Source organism: Brevibacterium renqingii, from assembly GCF_017808095.1.
In the GTDB taxonomy this organism is placed as follows: domain Bacteria; phylum Actinomycetota; class Actinomycetes; order Actinomycetales; family Brevibacteriaceae; genus Brevibacterium; species Brevibacterium renqingii.
Genome location: NZ_JADBHG010000002.1, coordinates 251,352 through 272,333 on the forward strand (window position 1 = coordinate 251,352; position 20,982 = coordinate 272,333).

Genomic DNA, 20,982 nt, shown 5'->3' on the forward strand with positions numbered 1-20,982 from the left:
CGTGGGATTTGCCACCATCTTTCCCGGTAGCCACGCTGACTGAACCGGCAAGAGCTGACAAACGCGAGTGCGTCTGTTGGCGAGAGTTCACAACAGGCTCTCGCCAAGGCTGGTGCGCAGCTCCTCGGCGAGCACCTCATCGAGGCTGCGGGCCTCGCGCCCGAGGATCGCCGGGATCCCGGCACTGCCGCAGGGCAGTCCGTAGCGGTCGTAGTAGTCGAACATCGCCGTCAGCCATGCGCGTTCACGGGCGTCAATGCCGGAATCGGCGTGGGCTTCCTGGGCGGCGGCCCAGGCCGCTGGATTCGTCACCTCGAGGCCCACCTTGGCGCCGAGGACCTCTCCCGCGGCCCGAGCGACGTCCCGGACGCTGACGAGCTCCGGTCCGCCGAGCTCAAGGGTCGCGCCGAGGTGGTCCTCGGTCGTGAGCAGCCGGGCGGCCGCCTCAGCGACATCGCGCAGACCGATGAGCCCGAAGGGAGTGTCGGCGCTGTAGGCGACACTGATGGCGGGTGGAGCCTCGCGCAGTCCGGGCAGGAGGTTCTCCACATAGGCGCAGGGTTGGACGATCGTGAAAGGCAGAGAGCTCCTGCGCACTCGGTCCTCGGCCTCGGCCTTCGCGACGTGGTGCGGCATCGAGGGGGCGTAGGGAGCAGCCACCGAGTGATAGACGATGCGCTCGATGCCTGCTCTGTGTGACGAATCGAGGAGCATCTCGATGAGCCCGAGTTCGTCGCTGTGCAGGTTCGGGGCCATGAGGTAGGCGGCGTGACAGCCGCGCAGAGCGGCAGTGGGATCGGCCAGGTCCCTCCGCCCGAGAGGGACCGGTACATGGCCTGCGGCACCCACTGCGTCTCCGATTGCACGCCCGGTCTTCCCGGTGCCGGAGACGATGGCGACCCTTCGCGCTTCGGCTGCTCTGTTCGATGGGATCTGGGTCATGAGTGGGTTCCTTCCAAGTGCAATCCGAATTGGGCTGCGGCTTCCGGGGTGTCGACGTCGACCAGCCCATCGCTACCCGGCGGCAGCAGGTCCGCGCACTCGACGCCGGTGACGCCGCCGCTTCCCGAGTGGCGTCTGAGCATGGCCCGCAGCCCCTCGTCCCCGGCGGCGGAGGCGAGCGCTTCGGCGATGTGCTCGCGACCGAGGGCGACGGGGTGACCGGGAACCGAGTTCCACTGCGCTCGGGCGAGAGTCTCGGGGGCTGTCACATCGAGCAGGCGACCGTGCGCTTCGGCCGGGACGTCGGGCAGGTCGAGCAGTGAGATGACGACACCAGCGGCCGAGTGCGGCACAGCCCGCAGCCCGGCACACAGGGAGCTGCTCAGACCCTGACGGTGGTCTGAGTTCTCGACGATCCGTGCGCTGCGGGGCACCAGAAGGGACGCCTGCGCCGACACCGGGCCGAGCACGACGATGACGTCCGAGGCGAGTCCTCGTGCGGCTGCCGCCGTCAGCATCCTCTCGACCTGGTCAGTCAGCAGCGCAGTGCCGTCCGTGCGGCGCAACAGGGCCTTCGGCCCGCCCATCCGAGTTCCGCTGCCGGCGGCCAGCAGAAGAAGACTCGGTGCCTCATTCACCTGCTCCATGTGCCCAGACTGGCACCCCTGTCGCCGCTGCGCCACTGCACATCTCACCAAAGACGGACGGGGTCCGTCGTCAGATCTCGTGGTACCGGATGGCCGCCTCCGGGCGTATCGCTCCCGACGTAGCGGGCCGTTGCTTAATACGCTCTTTACTGCGATCTGGCCAGCAAACGGGCGACCACATAGGACCGGCTGGCTGAAGACTTAGGCGACCAAACGCCACCAAACCTCACGGCGTCCGACGCCGCAAAGTGAGCGAGCCGACGATGACGGCACCGACGATCCAACAGGCGATGAAGAGCACCCGCAGCCAGATATAGGCATTGTCCTCATCTCCGGTCGAGACCGCCGCGAGCGCATCGATCGCGTGCGAGAGCGGCAGCCAGTCGCCGACCACCTCGAGCACATCGGGCAGCTGCTCGCGCGGGAGGAAGATCCCGCCGAGCAGGATCTGAGGGAAGACGAACACGGGCATGAACTGCACGACCTGGAACTCAGTGCGGGCGAAGGCGCTGGCCAACAGGCCCAACGCCGTGCCGAGCAGAGCATCGGCGATCGCGACGACAAAGAGCAGCCCGACCGATCCTTCGATCTCGAGACCGCACACCAGAGTTGCGTAGCCGACCGCCACGGCCGTCTGCACTACGGCCAGGAGACCGAACGCCAGGGTGTATCCGAGGATGAAGTCGCCGCGGCCCAACGGCATCGACAGCAGACGTTCGAGCGTTCCGCTGCGGCGTTCGCGCAGGGTCGCGATGCTCGTGACGAGGAACATGACGATGAACGGGAAGAGCGCGAGCATCGCCGGCCCGATGTCGGCGAACACTTCGGTCTCGTCGAAGATCCACGCCACGAGGCCGATGAGCAGGCTGGGCACGATCAGCAGCAGGGCGATCGTGCGCGGGTCGCTGCGGATCTGAAGCAGCACCCGACCCGCGGTGGCCAGCGTTCGCATCGGGGTCATCGTCTGCCTCCCCTCCGCGAGAGCAGATGCCTCGCAGGCTTCGTCCTCGTGCGGCCGCCAGGGCCGGCCGAATCCCGTTCGATGATCCGGAGGAAGGCCTCTTCGGCCGAGGCGGTCCCCGTGCTTCTCAGCAGCTCGTCGGGGGTCGTGTCGGCGATGATCGCGCCCTCGCGCATGAGCAGCAGCCGGTCGCAGCGCGTGGCCTCGTCCATCACATGGCTCGACACCAGCAGCGTCGTGCCGTCGTCGGCGAGCCGACGGAAGATCTCCCACAGGTCGGCGCGCAGCACGGGGTCGAGGCCGACGGTGGGCTCGTCGAGGACGAGCAGCTCGGGCGATCCGAGCATCGCCGCGGCCAGCGACACCCGGTTGGCCTGCCCGCCCGAGAGCGTGCGCGCCAGCCGATCGGCCTGCCCGACGAGGCCGGTGCGTTCGAGGACGCGGTCGACATCGGCCGGCGGCGCACCCTGGACTCGCGCGAAGTAACGCAGATTGTCCTTGACGCTGAGGTCCTCGTAGATGCTGGCCGCCTGTGTCATGTACCCGACCCGCCTGCGCAGAGGCGCCGACCCGGCCTTGCGGTCCAAGACCGTGACACTTCCGCCTGCGATGATCTGGACTCCGACGACGGCGCGCATCAGCGTGGTCTTCCCGCTGCCGCTGGGTCCCAGGAGTCCGATGATCGCGCCCCGCGGCACCTCGAGGTCGAGCCCGTCGATGACGGTGGAGCGACCCCGGCGAACCCGCAGACCGCGGGCGACGATCGCATTATTCATCATATGATGAATTAGACACCCGGGTGCCGGCCCCGTCAAGACTTGCGGAGGTGCGGATGCTATGCCGAACGGTCGTCGGCTTCTGGGCTGACTCCGTCGAGGTGGCCCTGCACAGCGGGGGCCAGACGCGCCGTCAGCTCATCGACCGACAGCGAGACGAGGGGTTCGAGCTCGAGGACATGGCGGATGATGAGCGCACCGGCCATCTGGGTGAGCACGAGGGTGGCCCGCAGATCCGCCTCGGCGCGCTCGACACCGGTCCTCTCGACCCGTCCTCTGATCGCGCCCTTGAGTTCGCGCAGCAGATACTGCCGGATCAGACGGCCGGCGTCCGAATCGCTCACCGCCGACCGGAGAACGGTCACCCCGATCGACTTCACCGTCGTGCGCTCCCAGGCCATGAGCACTGTGCGCACGAGCGATTCGCCGAGGCGCTCGTCGGGAACCTCGAAGGCCGATCTGACGATGCGATCGGGGCGCACGGGCAACCGGATCACCTCGGCGAACAGCCCCGCCTTGGAGTCGAAGTAATGGTGCACGAGTGCGGCATCGACCTCTGCGCGGCGGGCGATTGCGCGGATCGAAGCCGCGTCATACCCCTTCTGTGCGAACTCGGCCGATGCGGCCTCGGCGATCGCCGCGCGGGCGTCGCCGCTGCCCGCCTTGCGCGGACGCCCCCGCCGACGGGGTGCGGATGCTGACTCGACCATGCGCCTCAGCTTAGTCGGACGGCCGCACAGGCGGCGGCTGTGCTCGGACTCCTCAGCTGTCGGGCTCGGCCTCGTCGGGATCGGGGAGGTTCGACTCGTCTACGGCCTCGTGGGTTCCGTCGGCGTTGCGGTAGAGAGTCACGCCTTCGCTGTCGGCGGCTTCCCTGGCGTCGGCTTCGGTGTCCTCGGCCGTATAGCCCGGCGTGGCTCCGTAGGCGACATCGGGCCCGCTGGCCTTCGCCGCGAATTCGTCGAGACGCTCGTTGACCTTCTGCGCCTTGTCGCGCAGCTCATCCATCCGACCCATTCCTGCACTCCCTTCGTGACAGCGGCGCTCCGCCGAGAGGCTGCCCGGACGCCGGCCCGAGGAGATCGGTCGTGTGCTCACCGTCCGAAGCCCTCGGTCGCTTCCTGGCATCGAACACTTACGTGCATTGTAGTCGTTGTCCATTCCCGTCCGGCGCTCGCGATGAGCGCGCCCCGGACCCTGAAAGGTATGCACAACGATCCGCCGCCGGGATCAAAGGTTCGCAAAACGCGCCTCTGTCCGGTCTCGGCCTCCTGGGCGAGGGTCTTAGCGTGGAGACAGCAGACGTCGCGAAGAAAGGTTCCACGATTCACATGTTCAGGCAGTCGTCGAAGTTGGCCAATGTCCTCTACGACATCCGGGGCCCCGTCCTCGAAGAGGCCCAGGCGATGGAGGCAGCCGGACACACGATCCTCAAGCTCAACATCGGCAACCCCGCCCCGTTCGGCTTCGAAGCGCCCGAGGCGATCGTCCAGGACATGGTCCAGCATCTGCCGGTGACGCAGGGCTATTCGGATTCGCGCGGAATCCTCTCGGCCCGCCGCGCGGTCGTCCAGTACTACGAGACCCGGGGCATCCACAATCTCGGCACCGAGGAGGTCTTCCTCGGAAACGGCGTCAGCGAACTCATCACCTTGAGCCTGCAGGCCCTGTGCAATCCGGGCGACGAGATCCTCGTGCCCGGGCCCGACTATCCGCTGTGGACCGCCTCGGTGGCGCTGTCCGGCGGCACCCCGGTCCACTACCGCTGCGCCGAGGAGGACGCCTGGCAGCCGGATCTGGACGACCTCGAATCGCGCATCACCGAACGCACGCGCGGCATCGTCGTCATCAACCCGAACAACCCCACGGGCGCGGTGTACTCGAAGGAGACGCTGCAGGCGATCGCCGACATCGCCCGTCGCCACGGCCTCATCGTCTTCGCCGACGAGATCTACGAGAAGATCACCTACAACGGCGTCGAGCTGGTCAACATGGCGACCCTGACCGGTGACGACGTGCTGTGCCTGACCTTCTCGGGCCTGTCGAAGGCCTACCGCATCGCCGGCTACCGCTCCGGCTGGCTCGCGATCACCGGGCCCCTGCCCGAGGCGCACAGCTACCTCGAGGGGATCAAGCTGCTCGCGAACATGCGCATGTGCTCGAACGTCCCGGCTCAGCACGCGATCCAGGCGGCCCTGGGCGGGAAGCAGTCGATCGAGGACCTCGTCCTGCCGACCGGGCGCCTCGGCGCACAGATGCAGGTCGCGCATGAGGGACTCAACTCGATCGACGGAGTCTCGGCCCATCGCGCCGACGGCGCCCTGTACATGTTCGCGAAGCTCGACGTCGAGAGGTTCGGCATCACCGACGACGAGCAGTTCGCCCTCGATCTGCTGCGCGAGCAGAAGATCCTCATCTCCCACGGCACGGCCTTCAACTGGCCCAACCCCGATCACTTCCGCCTCGTCACCCTGCCCTCGGTCGAGGTGCTGACCGAAGCGATCGAACGGCTCGACACGTTCCTCTCCGGTTACAGGCAGGTCGCGAAATCCACCTGCGAGCTTCCCATCGTGCGCGAGGAGGAAGCGCGAGGTGCGGCCGGGTGAGCCGGCCCCGCCCGGTCCCTGAGACACTGGAGCCATGGCAGAGGTCGACAGTGGAGTGAAGGGTGTGCCGGAGGCCGCCGTGACCGAGATCGTCGGCGCGCTCTCCCGCGGAATCGACCTCGACCGCGCGGGCCTGACGCACCGCCTCGGCGCGCATCCGGACCTCGTCGACTCCTTCGTCGACCTCCAGGCGACGATGGCCCGGTGGAAGCAGAAGGACCGTGAGCGCTCCGCGCTGCTCGAAAGCGCCTCCGAACTCATCCGCGTGCGGGACACGAAGAAGCTGCTGCAGAAGCTCGTCGATCGCGCCCGCGCGCTCATCGGATGCGATATCGCCTATCTCTCCCAGTACTATCCGGACACCGATGATCTGCGGGTCCAGGCCAGTCAGGGCGCGATCTCGAGCACTCTCAAAAAACTGCGGGTCCCGCCCGGCATCGGCCTGGCCGGTCAGGTGGTGCGCGACCGCGCCGCACACTGGACCTCGAACTACGATCTGACGTCTCTGCCGCACGAACGTCGGGTCGACTCGGCCGTCAGAGCCGAGCGCATGGAGTCCCTCCTCGGTGTCCCGATGGTCGTCGACGGTGAGGTCCTCGGCGCCCTCTTCGCCGCCAACCGCTATGCGCATGACTTCACGACCGACGAGATCACTCTGCTCTCGGCACTGGCCGACCATGCCTCCGTCGTACTCAAGACGGCACGGCTGATGGGAGAGCTCGCCGAGGCTGCCCGGGCGTCCGCGGACGCCGAGGAATCGGCCGCCGCTCAGGCGAGCACGCTCCAGCGGCTCGTCGAGGTCGAAGAGCACCTGACCCAGCTCGTCCTGCAGGGCCAGGGCGTCCCGGCGGTCAAGGACACCATCTCGCAGATGCTCGACGCCGAGGTGCTCGTCGTCGACAGCGAGCGCCTCGGCTCCCCCGACTTTCCCGCCGAGGAGCGCTTCTTCACCGGCCTCACGGTCGACCGAGCCGATATCGTCTCGGCACTGAGTCGCAGCCGAGAGACCGGGCGGAGCGCGCAGGTCGCCGATGCGGGGAACCTGCTCGTCGCCTCGGTGGCCTCCCACCGCCGTCAGCACAGCGGACTGTTCGTCCGCTTCCATGGCGAACCGGCGAACGGGGACGCGAACATCGTGGCCCAGGCGGCGCAATCCCTCGCTCTCATCCGCATGAACGAACAGGCCCGCGCCGATGCGGAGAACCGTGTCCGCGGGGAACTCGCCGTCGACATCATCGCCGGCACCCGCGACCTGGATGAGCTCGAGGCTCGCTCTCGGGCCGGCGGCTTCAGCCTCCTCGGCCCCTGGCGGCTGATGACGATTCAGGGCGGTGCCGACATCGATGACAGCATCGGGCCACGTCTGGCCCGCATCGAACCGCGGATTCTGCTGACTCAGCGCTCGCCCGGGCTCACCGCCCTCATCCCGAGCTCGGTGCTGCGCGAAAGGCCGACTCTGGACGCACTGTTCGCCGAGTCCGATGCCCTCGCCGGTGCCCTTGCGGTCATCTCCGGCACCGACTGCGAGCGGGCCCAGCTGCGCCGCGTCGAGGACGAGATGTGGTCGTGCATCCGCATCCTCAACTCCCTCGGCGTCGACGAGGGATTCCACCCGGCCGAGGACTTCGCCCCCTACACCGCGATGTTCGGCACCGCTCCGGAACAGGTGGAGAGGTTCATGGACCGCATGCTCGGCCCCCTGCGTGAGTGGGATCATCAGCACTCCGCCGAACTCCTGGCCACGCTGCGGGAGTACTTCGACTCCGGTGCGAGCATCCGAGGCACGGCGGACCGCATGGCCGTGCACGTCAACACCGTCAAACAGCGGCTGGAAAGAGCCGACCGCGTCCTCGGCGACGGATGGAGAGCCCCGGAACACGCCTTTCGGCTTCAGGTCGCGCTTCGCCTGGACCGGCTGAAGCAGTCTTCCTGATCCTCCGGCAGACTCTGTAGCCCTCTCATCGGAACTGCCACCGTGGTCGTTTGGCCGAAACAGCCATGATTTCGCGCCCATCATGTCCCGAACGGACATGGTGGAGTCGATATCTCCATGGTTGACTGATCTCTCGCGAAGGATCCCCGATCGACGGTGGCTGTCGGTCGACGACGAACCGAGTGGAGACACACGATGGCAGAGAACAGCCGCATCGCCGGCTTCCGGAACATGACGGTCGACGAACGCAGAGCGGCCATAGCGGATGCGACCGAGCTCGAGGCCGAGTCCTTCGCGCAGATGGATGCCACCGCCTTCGCCCCGGAAGCGGCCGCCGACCTCAGCGAGAACGTCATCGGAGTGTTCTCCCTTCCCCTCGGCACAGCCACGAACTTCACGATCAACGGCACCGATGTGCTCGTGCCCATGGCGACCGAAGAGGCCTCGGTCATCGCCGCCGCGAGCAATGCCGCCCGGATGGCGCGCCCGCAGGGCGGTTTCTCCACCAGCTCGACCCGCCCGGTCATGCAGGCCCAGATCCAGCTGATCAACGTCGCCGACCCCCATGCCGCACGCACCCGGATCCTCGAACGACAGGCCGAGATCATCGACCTCGCCAACGCGCAGGACCCCAAGCTCGTCGAGGTCGGCGGCGGTGTCACCGGACTCGAGGTCCGCCTCGTCGAGGCCCGATCGGAGACCTACTTACTCGTCCACCTCCTCGTCGACGTCCGCGATGCGATGGGAGCGAACGCGGTGAACACGATGGCCGAGGCCGTGTCCGACACCGTGGCCGCCATCGCCGAGGGAGAGGCGCTTCTGCGGATACTGACGAACAAGGCCGACCGTCGTCTCGCACGGGCCCGGGCCGTCTTCGACCGCGAGCTGCTCGGCGGTGAGGAGGTCATCGACAACATCCTCCACGCCTTCGAACTCGCCGCCGCCGACCCCTACCGAGCGGCCACTCACAACAAGGGCATCATGAACGGGGTCTCGGCCGTCGTCCTGGCCACCGGCAACGACACCCGCGCCGTCGAGGCCGGCGCTCATTCCCACGCTGTGGTCGACGGACGCTACACCTGCCTGTCGAGGTTCGAGAAGAACGCCGCCGGCGACCTCGTCGGCACCCTCGAGATGCCGATGCCGGTCGGCCTCGTCGGCGGGGCCACGAAGGTCCACCCCGCCGCACGCGCGGCCCTGCAGATCGCCGAGGTCTCCACCGCGCAGGAGCTCGCCGAGATCATCGTCGCCACCGGCCTGGCCCAGAACCTCGCGGCCCTGCGGGTGCTGGCCACCGAGGGCGTGCAGCGCGGGCACATGTCCCTGCACGCGAAGAACCTCGCCGCCTCCGCCGGAGCCACCGCAGACGAAAGTGCGATCATCGTCGCCAGGCTGATCGAGGAGAAGACCTTCCGATTCGACCGCGTCCAAGCGCTGCTCACCGAACTCCGCTCCGGCGGTGCCCGGTGACCGCCGTCCTGCCGCAGCGGGTCCCGCAGCCGGACCTGCCCTCCCGCGTCAGCATCTGCGAGGTCAGCGCCCGCGACGGACTGCAGGCCGAATCGCGCACGCTTCCGGTGTCCGTGCGCCTCGAACTCATCCGCCGCCTCGCCGAGGCGGGGCTGACCTGCATCGAGGCCGGCAGCTTCGTGTCGACTCGAGCGGTCCCCCAGATGGCCGATACGAGATCCGTCCTCGCCGGGCTCGACCTAAGCGCCGAGGCCGCCTACCCCGTCCTCGTTCCCAACCAGCGGGGGCTGAAGGACGCCGTGGCCGCCGGCGCGGTCGATGTCTCCGTATTCATCAGCGTCACGGAATCGTTCTCGCAGGCCAACCTCGGCGGCTGCCTGAGCGAGACCACCGAGCGCGGCCTCGAGACCGCACGGACGGCCGCGGCAGCGGGCCTGCGTGTGCGCGGCTATCTGTCGATGGTCTTCGGCGACCCCTGGGAAGGTGCGGTCGAACCGGAACGTGTCGCAGCCGCCGCTCGCGACCTCCTCGATGCCGGCTGCACGAGCGTCTCGCTGGGCGACACCATCGGCACCGCCACTCCCGGACATGTCAGCCTCGTTCTGGAGACATCGGTCCGCGCCGGGGTCCCGATCGAGGCGATCGCCCTGCACACCCACAACACGTTCGGCCAGGCGCTGGCGAATGTCTACGCCGCGCTCCAGCTCGGAGTGCGGCAGTTCGACTCCTCTGCGGGCGGGGTCGGAGGATGTCCGTTCGCCGGCAGCGCGACCGGTAACCTGGCCACCGAAGACCTCCTGTGGATGCTCGACGGCCTGGGAATCTCCACAGGGGTCGACATCGACGCGGTGGCCGCGACGAGCCGGTGGCTGAGCGAGCAGCTCGGCCGAGAGCTCTCATCGGCGACCCCCGCCGCCGTCCTCGGCCGGCAGCCTGCTGCCCGCCGCTGACAGCCTGCTGCCCGCCGCCGGCTGACGGCCGTCAGCTGCAGCCTGCAGCTGACGGCAGCCGGCCGCACCGAACCGTCCCTGACCGCCCGCGACCCATAAGAAGGCAGGCAACGATGCCGCAACTCCTCGAAGTGTGGAACGACACCGTCGATCCCAAGCACCTGACCGGCGGGATCGCCATCGGCGTCGGAATCGCCGTCCCGGCGTTCCTCATCTCCGATCATCTCTTCAGCGCCTCCGGCGGCGACGAGGCGCTGTCCCATTCCTACGCTCTGCTCATCGGCATCGTCGGCTGCGTCCTCGGCGCCGTCATCGCAGGCGTCCTCTTCAAACCCAAACGTGTGATCACGACCTCGGCCGCCGATACGCGCAGCCGCCAGGAGGTCATCGACGAGATCGTCGAGGAGTACGGAGAGCTCGGCGATCCGCGCGAGCTGGGCCCCCGGGCGCAGGCGGAGATCCGCGCTCTCGGCCTGTTCGAGGCCCTCGTCGACAACTATGAGGCGCATCAGCGTGGGAAGGACGGCCGGCAGTGAGCGCAGAGCTCCTCGAACCCATCCTCTGGGCGGTCGGGATGGCGCTGCTGGCCGCGGTGCTCTTCACCGGCATCGGCCTGATCTCCGGCACCGATGAGACGGCGATCGTCGCACCCCTGGCGCTGCTGGTCATCCTCATCGGCGTCCCTCCGGCCGGAGTCATCGCCTTCTTCCTCGCCGCGATCATCTCCAAGCACATCTCCCACGCCGTGCCCACCACGCTGCTCGGCATCCCCGGGGACACCACGGCGGTGCCGATGCTGCGCGAGGCGCAGCTGCTGCGCTCCCTGGGCATTCCCCACATCGCGCTGCAGAAGGCGATCTCCGGCGGGGTGGTCTCCGTCGTCATCGCGATCCCGCTGTCGATCCTCTTCGCCCTCGTGCTCACCCCCTTCGCCGAGGCCATCGGCGCGGCCGCTCCCTGGATCTTCATCGCCGCCGCCGTCCTCGTCGCCTACACCTCGAAGGGCAGGCTCGCCGCGGTCGCCGCCCTCATCCCCTTCGTGCTGCTCATCGTCGGCCTCCAGGCCTTCATCATGGAGCAGAAGGAGGCCACCTTCACAACCTCCTTCTTCCTCGGCATCGCCACCGGCCCGCTCATCTTCGACCTCTTCGCCGCCCTGTCCCCGGTCGGCCGGCGAGCAATGGCACAGTCGGGCAAGCGGGAGTTCGCCCTCGCCCCGGATGTGCGACCAGCGGGCAGCGGACGGCTGCCGAACCCCTTCAAGGTCTTGGACGGCAAGCAGCTGGCCTACACCAGCGGCTCGGCGGCCATCACGAGCGCGACCTTCGTCTTCTCCCCCGTGGCCATGGCCGTGCTCATGGGCGAGATCGCCGGAAGCCGGATCAAGAACGGCTACCACCGTCTGACGACGGTCATCACCGTGCGCAACGGCACCACGGAGTCGACCTATATCGCGGAGACGCTGATCCCCCTCATCGCGATCGGCCTGCCGCTGTCCCCGATGGCAGCAGGTCCGGCCGCACCGCTGTTCAACGCTCCGCCGGTCTACACGCTCGATACGGAATCTGGGACGAGCAGCAATCTGCACGATCTCCTCTCGACCGGTCAGTTCGCGCTCTTCTCCGTCATCGCGGCCGTCATCGCCATCGTGATCGCCTATCCGTTCGTGATGACCAACGCCCACCGGGCCGCGACGTGGGTCATGCGATCGGTCTCCCATGAGGCGATCATCACCGGATTCGCGGCCCTTATCTGCGTCATCTGCCTCTACGAGGGCGGGCTGCTGGCCCTGGGCGTGACCATCACCGTCGGCCTCGTCGGCGGTCTGTTCAACCGGATGATCGGCATGCACGCCGGCGTCCAATTCATGGGCTACTACGTCGCAGTGCTCACCGTGCCCGCGCTGCTGGCCCTCTGAGCCGCGGCGCTCGACCTCCGTTTGTGGTCACTCCGCCGAGGCCACGCGCCCGTTTCGGCTGTTTCGCCTCGGCGGAGTGACCACAGACGCGGCTTTCACCGGCTCACCGCCATCTCCGGGTGACCGTGCGGACGTCAGCGACCACCTCGGCGATGGCGGAATCGTGGGCATCGGCGATCGGATCGTGCCGGGTCCTCCCCTTCTGCTTGGACCGCGAGACGAGCAGCACGTCCCGGCGGCAGGCGCTCAGGGGCATCGGAATGACCTCGATGTCCGGATCGGCCGACAGGGAGGACTCGGGGATCATCGCGACCGCCAGACCGGCCGAGATCATCCGGTTGATGGCCGCGTAGTCGTCCATCCGCATCCCCACTCGCGGCTCGAAGCCGGCAGCGAGGCAGAAGGACCGGACCACTTCGTCGATGGCGTCGCCGGGATCGATGCTGAAAGCCCAGGTCTGGGACACGAGCACGGTGAGGTCGGGCAGGCCGTGGTCATCGACGGCGATCGGTCCGATGGACTTCGGCACGCACAGGAACAGCCGTTCGGAGTACAGGTGCGCCGAGCTCAGCGTGGTCGGGATCCAGGTCCTGTCGATATCGGTCGACACGAGCAGCGCGAGGTCGAGGTGGCCGGACTCGAGCCGGGAGACGAGCTTCGCATGCTCGTCCATCGTCACGTCGAGGGCCGCGGTGAGCATCTCGGTCCGCTCACCTGCGACCGCCTCGTCGCGGGTAAGCCAACGGGGACGGTGCTGCAGCTGGTCGTGCAGGCGCGGAATGACGCGGGCGCCGACCGTGGGCACCGCGCCGATCCTGACCGGCACCGCCTGGGACTCGCGCCACAGCGCCACCTCCGCGCCGAGGCGGTCGCACAGCCCGAGGATCTCGCCGGCTCGCGAGACCACGAGGCTGCCCACGGTCGTCGGATGCGAACCGCGCGGAGTGCGGTCGAGGAGTGTGGCACCGAGCGCGCGTTCGAGGCTGCGCAGGTGATGATTGACGGTCGGCTGGCTCCACTGCAGCTTCGCGGCCGCCCCGGCCACGGATCCGGCCTCGGCGACGGCACGCAGAGCGGTGAGGCCGCGAGTATCCAGAGGTTCCATTGCTCTCCCCTCTCCAGTTCAATACTGACTATAGAGCAATCGAGGAAACTTGGTATTCTCCTCGCCCTGCTCTTCTCCCTAGCCTGGGAATATGACCGTGCACCAGGACTCCCCCATGACCCCGGCCCCGCACTCCCCCGCAGGACCCTCGACGCATCCCACTGAGGCGCAGACCCGCGCGCCCTATGCCGAGGCGCTGGCACACGCGGCCCACCGCGACTCCCTGTTCCTGTCCACCCCCGGACACGGAGGCACGAGCGAAGGCATCTCCGCTGGTCAGGCCGAATACTTCGGCGAACACACCCTCTCCCTGGACATCCCCCCGCTCTTCGACGGCATCGACCTCGGCTCACACACCCCGAAGGACGAAGCCCTCCAGCTGGCCGCCGAGGCCTGGGGTGCCCGGCGCACCTGGTTCCTCACCAACGGCTCCTCACAGGGCAATCGCATGGCGGCCCTGGCCATCGGCGCCCTCGGCACCGGCGTCGTGGCCCAGCGCAGCGCCCATTCGAGCTTCATCGACGGCATCGTGCTGGCCGGACTCAACCCCGGCTTCGTCTTCCCGAACGTCGACGAGGTCAACGGAATCGCCCACGGCGTCACCCCCGATGCGCTGCGACAGGCCATTCGGAGCCATCCGGAGCCCGTCACCGCCGTCTACCTCGTGACCCCGAGCTACTTCGGCGCCGTGGCCGATGTCGCAGCCCTCGCCGAGGTGGCCCATGCCGCCGGTGCGGTGCTGATCGTCGACGCCGCCTGGGGCGCCCACTTCGGCTTCCACCCCGACCTGCCCGCATCCCCGGTGACGCAGGGAGCAGATATCGTCATCATGAGCACGCACAAGCTCGCGGGCTCGCTCACCCAGTCCGCACTGCTCCACTTAGGCGACACCGAACTCGCCGATCGGCTCGAACCGGCACTCGCCCAGGCCTTCATGATGACGGCCTCGACCAGCGAGAACGCTCACCTGCTGGCCTCGATCGACGTCGCCCGACGCGAACTCATGACCTCCGGCGAGGCGATCACGCAGTCACTGGAGAACATCCGCCACGTGCGAGCCCAGCTCGAGGCGACCGAGCGCTACCACCTGCTGTCCGGCGAGTTCCTCGGCCACGCCGATGTCGTCGACATCGACCCGTTCCGCCTGCCCATCGACATCACCGCCACGGGCCTCGACGGCCACACGGTGCGCAAACGTCTGGCCGAGGAATTCGACATCTTCCCCGAGATGTCGACGGCCACCACGCTCGTCGCCCTCATCGGGATCGGCAAGTCCCCGGACATCGAGCGGCTCATCGACGCCCTGGAGACACTCCGCCTCGAAACCGCTGCGCACGCCGATGCCGAAGCCGCTCAGCCTGCGAACGCCGCCGGCGGACTCCCGCCGCTGCCCACCGCGGGCCGATTGGCGATGACGCCTCGTGCGGCCTACTTCGCCGAATCCGAACTCGTCACCGCCGCCGAGGCGGTCGGCCGAGTGAGCGTGAGCTCGCTGGCCGCTTACCCGCCCGGCATTCCGAACGTCCTTCCCGGCGAGGAGATCACCGCGGAGACCGTCGCCTTCCTCCGAGCCGTGGCCGCCAGCCCTTCGGGACATGTCCGCGGCAGCAGCGATCCCGAATTAGGATACTTTCGAGTAACCAAATTCTGAGGCTGCTGCCATGCCGATCCACCGCTGATCACACTGCTCGCCCACCCAGAATCCACTCCGCCATCACCCGCGCAGGCCGTTGTCCCCACTGGGAACGACGGCCTCGTCGCTTCCTGGGAATCTCATTTCTCCCCCGCCGAACGTCCGTACGTCTGTCATACTCGTTTCTGTGATCTGGCTCACGAATCTTATTGACATGCCTCAGCGATCACGTAAGGATGATTCGCGTTGTTCGAAACCGAACGCCTCGTCGCCGAGCCCCCTCGGCGGCCATGAATATGTCGAAATGAGGACCCACTCATGACAACCGAACATGCTGATTCCGCCGCGGAGGGCAAGAGACCCCCTCGCAGAATGCGGAAGGCGATGAAGAAGCGCCTCAAGGAAGAGCACTGCATCCTCGTCGAACCCAAGTCGATTCGCACCGCGATCGGGGGGACCACCGTCGGCAACTTCATGGAGTGGTTCGATTTCGGTGTCTACGGCTATCTCGCCGTGACGATGACGTCCGTCTTCACCGAAGGCATGGACAAGCAGATGGGCCTGCTCGTGACGCTGCTCGGCTTCGCGGTCTCCTTCCTCGTGCGTCCGCTCGGCGGAATGGTGCTCGGACCCCTCGGTGACAAGATCGGCCGCCAGAAGGTCCTCTTCTTCACGATGGCCACGATGGCCACGGCGACCGCCCTCATCGGTGTGCTGCCGACCGCAGCGCAGGTCGGGCTGTGGGTCATCGTGCCCCTCTACCTGCTCAAGATGATCCAGGGCTTCTCGACCGGCGGCGAGTACGCCGGAGCCACTACCTACGTATCGGAGTTCGCGCCCGACAAGTCCCGCGGATACTGGGCCTCATGGCTCGATGTCGGCTCCTACCTCGGCTTCGCCGCCGGTGCCGGCACCGTGGCCATCACCACCGTGATCAGCACCGGCATCGCGGGCGAGAACGCGATGGTCGACGGCGGCTGGAGGATTCCGTTCCTCGTCGCCATCCCGCTCGGCGCGGTCGCGATCTGGTTCCGCATGAAGATCCCCGAGACCCCGAGCTTCGAAGCGAACGAGGATGCGGGTCTCATCACGAAGGACAAGGACGATCAGTACGCCCGTCACGGTCTCCTCGGCGTGGTCCGTCACTTCTGGAAGGAGATCCTCCTCGGGATCGCGATCGTCGCGGGCTCGCAGACAGTGGGCTACGCGCTCACGAGCTTCATGCCGACCTACCTCGAGGAGACCGTCAAGGTCTCGAGCGTCCAGGCCGCCGTCGTCACCATCCCGGTGCTCGTGATCATGTCGGCCTGCCTGCCGCTCATCGGCAAGCTCTCGGACAAGCTGGGTCGCAAGTTCGTCTTCATGGTCGCTGCCGGCGCCACGATCGTGCTCATCGTCCCGGCCTTCGCGGTCATGCAGATCGGCACGATGGCCGCCGTGACGATCGCGCTCTTCATGGTCGCGATCCCGGCTGGCTTCTACATCGCCTGCCTCGCCTCGACGCTGCCGGCCCTGTTCCCGACTGCCTCGCGCTACGGTGCGATGGGTCTGACGTTCAACCTCGGCGTGTCCCTGTTCGGCGGCACCACTCCGCTGTTCGCACAGGCGCTCATCGACCTCACGGGCAACTCGTACATGCCAGCGTTCTACATCATGTTCTTCTCCGTGATCGCCTTCGTCGCCGTGTGCTTCATCAAGGAATCGGCTCGTCGTCCTCTCCTCGGGTCCTTCCCGACGGTGGAGACGCGGGAGGAGGCCGTCGAGCTCGTGGCCGGTCAGGATGAGAATCCCGATCTCGACCCCGACACGATGCCGATCCCGGTCATCCACGAAGCGAGCAGGTGAGCCCGGCACCAAGGTGACACCGTCGAGGCGGGTCACCTCGGTGGCGACCGGCGGACGGTCGGCGGACCGGAGGCAGTCGGCGAGCCTGTGACGGTCGACGGACTGAGACGGCCGACGGACTGAGACGGCCGACGGGCTGAGGCGGCCCGCGGACGGCTTCAGTGCCCGACGTCCTCCCCGCGACGGAAGAAGTAGAGGTTGCCGGTGACGAGCTCAGCGACCTCATCGGCGCGTCCGGCTTCGATGAGGTCGACGATGACCGGCAGCTCGCGGGCGGAGTCGACGGCGATGCGATCGATCTCCGCCTTCACATTGAACAGTCGGGACTGATCGCGCAGGCGCAGGCTGATGTCGGCGGCCCGAGCCCCGAGCCCGTATTCGAGCAGGGCCTCGTGGAAGCGGCGATCATGCGTGTAGAACTCTGCCACATCACCTGCGTCGGCGGCCGCAACGGTCTCCGCCGCATGCTCCCGCAGGCGGGCGAGCGCCTCTCCGACGTCCACTGCGAGGATGTTCTCCTCGGTCACGACCGCCTCGCAGAGACGGCGCACAGCAGGCACTGCCAGGAGCACCCGGATGCGGATGATCTCCTCGAGATCGGCCTCGGTGACCGGCACGAGCCGGAAGCCGCGATTCGGCACCGCCTCGACGGTGCCCTCGGTGACCAGCGCCATCATCGCCTCACGGACCGGGCTGAGCGACATGCCCAGCTGCTTGGCCAGACCCGCGGCCGAATAGATCCGATCCTCGGCGAGCTCACCGGCAGTGATGGCATCGCGGATGATCGCCAGCGCCTGCTCCCGCAGCGACTCGGTCCGCGGCCTCGCTCGCTCCATCTCGCCTCCTCCTCGGCACGGAAATCTGCGCGCTCCTCGGCCCAGAGTTCTGCGTGCTCCTGGGCACAGAGCCCTGCACGTTCCTCGACCCAGAACCCTGCGAGGTCGACACGCATTCAACTATTGACAGCATAACCACGAGGTCGCACGATGGAGGTAGGTAGTCGGTAACCGATTACCTCTCGCAGCTCCGTCAGCGGAGCCGTTCCTGCGATGAAGGAGGAACCCATGACCGCCGATCCCCGGCTCGGCACGTCCGCCGACCCCCAGCTCGGCACGTCCGTCGATCCGCTGCTCCAGCCCTTCGACCTCAAAGGCCTGACCCTGCGCAATCGCATAGTCTCGACCTCACACGAACCCGCCTACACCGAACTCGGCATGCCCAAGGACCGCTACCGCCTCTACCACCGGGAGAAGGCCCGCGGCGGAGTCGGACTGACCATGATCGGCGGCTCGGCCATCGTATCCAAGGACTCCCCGGCCGCCTTCGGCAACATCGACCTGTCCACCGACGAGGTGGTGCCGTGGCTGTCCGCGATCGCCGAGGACTGCCACTCCGAGGGCGCGGCGATCATGATCCAGACGACGCATCTGGGACACCGCTCCTCGAACTTCGCCGGAGACTGGCTGCCGCTGGTCTCGGCCTCGCGGACTCGGGAGGCCGCACACCGCTCGTTCACGAAGGCGATCGAGGACTTCGACATGGACCGGATCGTCTCGGACTTCGCCGCCGCGGCCGCGCGGGTCGCCGCGGCCGGACTCGACGGACTCGAGATCATGCACGCCGGCCACCTGCTCGATTCCTTCCTCGCCGCGTGGCTCAACGAACGCGACGACGAGTACTCCGGTGAGCTGGAGAACCAGATGAGGTTCCCGCTGCGCATCATCGACGCGGTCCGGGCGGCCGTGCCCGAGGACTTCCTCGTCGGCATCCGCATGGCTGTCGACGAACGCCGCGCCGACGGCATGGACGAGGCCCGAGCCGCCGAGGTCCTGACCACCTACACCGCCCACGGCATCGACTTCCTCAGCCTCAATGTGGGCACGATCAGCTCCGATCGGGAACTCGCCGAGGCGATCCCCGGGATGGGCACGCCCGCGGCGCCGTGGCTCGAGACCTGCCGCCGCATCCGCGAGGCCATCGACATCCCCGTCCTCCACGCCGCCCGCATCTCCGATGCCGCGACCGCCCGGTTCGCCCTCGAGGACGGCTGCCTCGACCTCGTCGGGATGACCAGGGCGCAGCTGGCCGATCCGCATCTCGCGCGCAAGATCGCCGAGGGCCGGGAGGACGACATCCGGCCGTGCGTGGGGGCGAACATGTGCCTCGACTCGATCTACACCTCCGGCTCGGCGACCTGCATCCACAATCCCGCCAGCGGTCGCGAGGCCGAACTGCCGCAGGAGATCCCCCACGACGCCGAGGCGGGACCCAAGCACGTGGTCGTCATCGGGGCCGGCCCCGCCGGTCTCGAGGCGGCTCGGGTCGCCGCCGTCCGCGGGCACCGGGTGACGCTGCTCGAGGCCGATGACGCGCCCGGCGGACAGGTGCGCATCGCGGCCCGCTCGCAGCGCCGCCGCGACCTCATCGGCATCATCGACTGGCGCGTCCAGCAGTGCGCGAAGCACGGCGTCGATCTGCGGCTGAATGCCTTCGCCGAGGCGGCCGAGGTCCTCGCCCTCGAACCAGACGTCGTCATCATCGCCACCGGCGGGATCCCCGACTCCGCATATCCCTTCCGCGACCAGGGCCCGTCCTTCGACGTCTGGGACGTCATGGATGATCGGCTGCGATCGAAGCAGCGGGTGCTCGTCTTCGACGATCACGGGTTCTACCCCGCCCTCGACGCCGTCGAGCGTCTGGCCAGAGCCGGGCAGCAGGTCACGTACGTCAGTCCCGAACGCACGATCGGGATCGATGTCGGGTCGATGAATTCCCCGGCCTATCTGCAGGTGTTCTCCGAGTTCGGAGTCGAGGTCCGCCTCGGCGAGCGATTGGCCGCGAAGCCGCGGATCGAAGGTTCCGAGATCGTGGCGAGGCTGCGCCACGAGTACTCGGACCGCGAGTCCGAACTCGTCACCGATGCCGTGGTCGTCGACTTCGGGACGACGCCGAACGATGAGGTCTATTTCGAGCTCAAGCCCCGGTCGAGCAATCATGGGTCGACCGATATCGACGCCTGGGTGAACGGGAGATCTCAGCCCGCCGAGCCAGACGCGGGGTTCAGGCTCTACCGCATCGGCGATGCCGTCGCCTCCCGCAACGTCCATGCCGCCGTGCTCGAGGGGCTGCGAGTGGGGATGGGCCTGTGACGAGACGAACTGCGATCTGCAGCAGCGTCGACTATCACACGGCCGGGGAGCCCTTCCGCATCATCGCCGATCCGCCGGTCGAGGCCCCCGGTGCCTCGGTAGCCGAGAAGCGAGCTCGCGCGGTGTCCGGGTCGGCCCTCGACGATCTGCGTCGGCTGCTGTGCTTCGAACCGCGCGGTCATGCGGACATGTACGGCGGCTTCATCACCGCACCCGACGACGCCGATGCGGACTTCGGCGTGCTGTTCTGGCACAAGGACGGCTTCTCCACCGCCTGCGGTCACGGAACCATGGCGCTGGGCGCATGGGCCGTCGAGTCCGGACTCGCAGCGGCCGAGCCGTCCGGACTCACGGAGGTCCGCATCGACGTGCCCTCGGGGCGGGTGAATGCGCAGGTGCACACCGATTCGGCCGGAGAGGTCACCTCGATTGATTTCGTCAATGTCCCCAGCCGGCTCGTCGCCACCGGGATCACGGTCGACACGGGCCGCGGACGGCTGTCGGTCGACCTCGCCTGGGGCGGGGCGCTCTACGCCCTCGTCGACGGCGACCGCCTCGGGCTCGACGTCGTGCCCGAGGACCTCGGTGAGCTCATCGCCCTCGGACGCGAGGTCAAGGCAAGCCTCGCCGGCCACCCGGAAACCGCGCATCCCGTCGATGAGCGCCTGTCGGGCGTCTACGGCACGATCATCGTCAACCGCTTCGGCACCACGGACACCGGCGAACTGCACCAGCGCAATGTCACGGTCTTCGCCGATGGCCAGGTCGACCGTTCCCCGTGCGGTTCCGGCACGGCAGCCCGCATCGCCGCACTGCACGCCTCCGGGGAACTCGTCCCGGGGCAGACGCTCATCCATGACTCGATCATCGGCACGCGCTTCCGCGCCCGAGTGCTCGAGGAGACGGCCGACGGAGTCGTCCCCGTCGTCGCAGGCACCGCCCACCGGGTTGCGAGCACGAGCTTCGAGCTCGACCCCCGCGACGCTCTGGTGCCCGGCTTCGTGCTCAGATGAGCCGGATCACCGAAGCGGCACGGCGTGTCCGGTC

Annotated in this window: 18 protein-coding genes; 10 read left to right on the top strand and 8 right to left on the bottom strand. The window is 67.9% G+C overall.

Annotated features, from left to right (window positions below; all coding sequences use genetic code 11):
- Positions 1-87: 87 nt before the first annotated feature.
- The 6 genes from IIE29_RS06210 to IIE29_RS06235 form a co-directional block, all read right to left on the bottom strand.
- Positions 88-942 (bottom strand): SDR family oxidoreductase, encoded by an 855-nt coding sequence (locus IIE29_RS06210; RefSeq protein WP_209324366.1) that lies wholly within the window; start codon positions 940-942, stop codon positions 88-90.
- Positions 939-1,589 carry a nucleotidyltransferase family protein gene (locus IIE29_RS06215; protein ID WP_209324367.1) on the bottom strand — a complete coding sequence of 217 codons (651 nt, stop codon included), beginning with the start codon at positions 1,587-1,589 and terminating at the stop codon, positions 939-941. The genes IIE29_RS06210 and IIE29_RS06215 overlap by 4 nt, the downstream gene beginning before the upstream one ends.
- Before the next feature lie 226 nt (positions 1,590-1,815).
- The gene (locus IIE29_RS06220) at positions 1,816-2,550 is read right to left on the bottom strand and encodes an ABC transporter permease (RefSeq protein WP_209324368.1); all 735 of its coding nucleotides are present in this window, start codon (positions 2,548-2,550) and stop codon (positions 1,816-1,818) included.
- The gene (locus IIE29_RS06225) at positions 2,547-3,329 is read right to left on the bottom strand and encodes an ABC transporter ATP-binding protein (protein WP_209324369.1); all 783 of its coding nucleotides are present in this window, start codon (positions 3,327-3,329) and stop codon (positions 2,547-2,549) included. Before IIE29_RS06225 ends, IIE29_RS06220 begins: the two co-directional genes overlap by 4 nt.
- Before the next feature lie 56 nt (positions 3,330-3,385).
- Positions 3,386-4,036, bottom strand: coding sequence for a TetR/AcrR family transcriptional regulator (locus tag IIE29_RS06230; protein ID WP_209324370.1), 651 nt, complete (start codon positions 4,034-4,036; stop codon positions 3,386-3,388).
- Positions 4,037-4,088: 52 nt separating this feature from the next.
- Complete coding sequence (locus IIE29_RS06235; RefSeq protein WP_209324371.1) at positions 4,089-4,334, bottom strand: hypothetical protein; 246 nt, start codon at positions 4,332-4,334, stop codon at positions 4,089-4,091.
- A 323-nt stretch (positions 4,335-4,657) separates the two neighbouring features.
- Here IIE29_RS06235 and IIE29_RS06240 point away from each other — a divergent pair, with 323 nt between their 5' ends.
- From IIE29_RS06240 to IIE29_RS06265, 6 genes are all read left to right on the top strand, one after another.
- Complete coding sequence (locus tag IIE29_RS06240; protein WP_209324372.1) at positions 4,658-5,932, top strand: pyridoxal phosphate-dependent aminotransferase; 1,275 nt, start codon at positions 4,658-4,660, stop codon at positions 5,930-5,932.
- Positions 5,933-5,966: 34 nt separating this feature from the next.
- On the top strand, positions 5,967-7,865 hold the full coding sequence (locus IIE29_RS06245; RefSeq protein WP_209324373.1) for a helix-turn-helix domain-containing protein: 1,899 nt from the start codon (positions 5,967-5,969) through the stop codon (positions 7,863-7,865).
- A gap of 156 nt (positions 7,866-8,021) precedes the next feature.
- The gene (locus IIE29_RS06250; RefSeq protein WP_343071815.1) at positions 8,022-9,335 is read left to right on the top strand and encodes a hydroxymethylglutaryl-CoA reductase, degradative; all 1,314 of its coding nucleotides are present in this window, start codon (positions 8,022-8,024) and stop codon (positions 9,333-9,335) included.
- Entirely contained in the window at positions 9,332-10,285 is a 954-nt protein-coding gene (locus IIE29_RS06255) for a hydroxymethylglutaryl-CoA lyase (protein ID WP_209324375.1), read from the top strand. Before IIE29_RS06250 ends, IIE29_RS06255 begins: the two co-directional genes overlap by 4 nt.
- Before the next feature lie 113 nt (positions 10,286-10,398).
- The gene (locus tag IIE29_RS06260; RefSeq protein ID WP_209324376.1) at positions 10,399-10,821 is read left to right on the top strand and encodes a hypothetical protein; all 423 of its coding nucleotides are present in this window, start codon (positions 10,399-10,401) and stop codon (positions 10,819-10,821) included.
- Complete coding sequence (locus IIE29_RS06265) at positions 10,818-12,203, top strand: tripartite tricarboxylate transporter permease (RefSeq protein ID WP_343071816.1); 1,386 nt, start codon at positions 10,818-10,820, stop codon at positions 12,201-12,203. The genes IIE29_RS06260 and IIE29_RS06265 overlap by 4 nt, the downstream gene beginning before the upstream one ends.
- A gap of 103 nt (positions 12,204-12,306) precedes the next feature.
- Here the strand turns inward: IIE29_RS06265 and IIE29_RS06270 are convergent, their stop codons facing one another.
- The gene (locus IIE29_RS06270; protein WP_209324377.1) at positions 12,307-13,308 is read right to left on the bottom strand and encodes a LysR family transcriptional regulator; all 1,002 of its coding nucleotides are present in this window, start codon (positions 13,306-13,308) and stop codon (positions 12,307-12,309) included.
- Positions 13,309-13,399: 91 nt separating this feature from the next.
- Between IIE29_RS06270 and IIE29_RS06275 the strand changes: the two genes are divergently transcribed.
- Together IIE29_RS06275 and IIE29_RS06280 are read left to right on the top strand one after the other, a co-directional pair.
- Positions 13,400-14,959, top strand: coding sequence for an aminotransferase class I/II-fold pyridoxal phosphate-dependent enzyme (locus IIE29_RS06275; RefSeq protein WP_209324378.1), 1,560 nt, complete (start codon positions 13,400-13,402; stop codon positions 14,957-14,959).
- Between the two features lie 366 nt (positions 14,960-15,325).
- Entirely contained in the window at positions 15,326-16,786 is a 1,461-nt protein-coding gene (locus tag IIE29_RS06280; RefSeq protein ID WP_209324603.1) for an MFS transporter, read from the top strand.
- Between the two features lie 158 nt (positions 16,787-16,944).
- Here IIE29_RS06280 and IIE29_RS06285 read toward each other — a convergent pair whose 3' ends face one another.
- Entirely contained in the window at positions 16,945-17,622 is a 678-nt protein-coding gene (locus IIE29_RS06285) for a GntR family transcriptional regulator (protein ID WP_209324379.1), read from the bottom strand.
- A gap of 228 nt (positions 17,623-17,850) precedes the next feature.
- Here IIE29_RS06285 and IIE29_RS06290 point away from each other — a divergent pair, with 228 nt between their 5' ends.
- A complete protein-coding gene (locus IIE29_RS06290; RefSeq protein WP_209324380.1) occupies positions 17,851-19,935 on the top strand; it encodes an oxidoreductase in 2,085 nt (694 codons plus the stop codon).
- Positions 19,932-20,948, top strand: a complete 1,017-nt coding sequence (locus IIE29_RS06295; protein ID WP_343071817.1) for a proline racemase family protein — start codon at positions 19,932-19,934, stop codon at positions 20,946-20,948. Before IIE29_RS06290 ends, IIE29_RS06295 begins: the two co-directional genes overlap by 4 nt.
- The last annotated feature ends 34 nt before the right edge of the window (positions 20,949-20,982 follow it).

Bases quoted from the DNA above. Each gene is read 5' to 3' on its own strand.
- IIE29_RS06280 (WP_209324603.1), top strand. From the start codon at position 15,326: ATGAAGAAGCGCCTCAAGGAAGAGCACTGCATCCTCGTCGAACCCAAG.
- IIE29_RS06275 (WP_209324378.1), top strand. From the start codon at position 13,400: ATGACCGTGCACCAGGACTCCCCCATGACCCCGGCCCCGCACTCCCCC.
- IIE29_RS06240 (WP_209324372.1), top strand. From the start codon at position 4,658: ATGTTCAGGCAGTCGTCGAAGTTGGCCAATGTCCTCTACGACATCCGG.
- IIE29_RS06270 (WP_209324377.1), bottom strand. From the start codon at position 13,308: ATGGAACCTCTGGATACTCGCGGCCTCACCGCTCTGCGTGCCGTCGCC.
- IIE29_RS06210 (WP_209324366.1), bottom strand. From the start codon at position 942: ATGACCCAGATCCCATCGAACAGAGCAGCCGAAGCGCGAAGGGTCGCC.
- IIE29_RS06225 (WP_209324369.1), bottom strand. From the start codon at position 3,329: ATGATGAATAATGCGATCGTCGCCCGCGGTCTGCGGGTTCGCCGGGGT.
- IIE29_RS06230 (WP_209324370.1), bottom strand. From the start codon at position 4,036: ATGGTCGAGTCAGCATCCGCACCCCGTCGGCGGGGGCGTCCGCGCAAG.
- IIE29_RS06285 (WP_209324379.1), bottom strand. From the start codon at position 17,622: ATGGAGCGAGCGAGGCCGCGGACCGAGTCGCTGCGGGAGCAGGCGCTG.
- IIE29_RS06235 (WP_209324371.1), bottom strand. From the start codon at position 4,334: ATGGATGAGCTGCGCGACAAGGCGCAGAAGGTCAACGAGCGTCTCGAC.
- IIE29_RS06245 (WP_209324373.1), top strand. From the start codon at position 5,967: ATGGCAGAGGTCGACAGTGGAGTGAAGGGTGTGCCGGAGGCCGCCGTG.
- IIE29_RS06290 (WP_209324380.1), top strand. From the start codon at position 17,851: ATGACCGCCGATCCCCGGCTCGGCACGTCCGCCGACCCCCAGCTCGGC.
- IIE29_RS06220 (WP_209324368.1), bottom strand. From the start codon at position 2,550: ATGACCCCGATGCGAACGCTGGCCACCGCGGGTCGGGTGCTGCTTCAG.
- IIE29_RS06260 (WP_209324376.1), top strand. From the start codon at position 10,399: ATGCCGCAACTCCTCGAAGTGTGGAACGACACCGTCGATCCCAAGCAC.
- IIE29_RS06215 (WP_209324367.1), bottom strand. From the start codon at position 1,589: ATGGAGCAGGTGAATGAGGCACCGAGTCTTCTTCTGCTGGCCGCCGGC.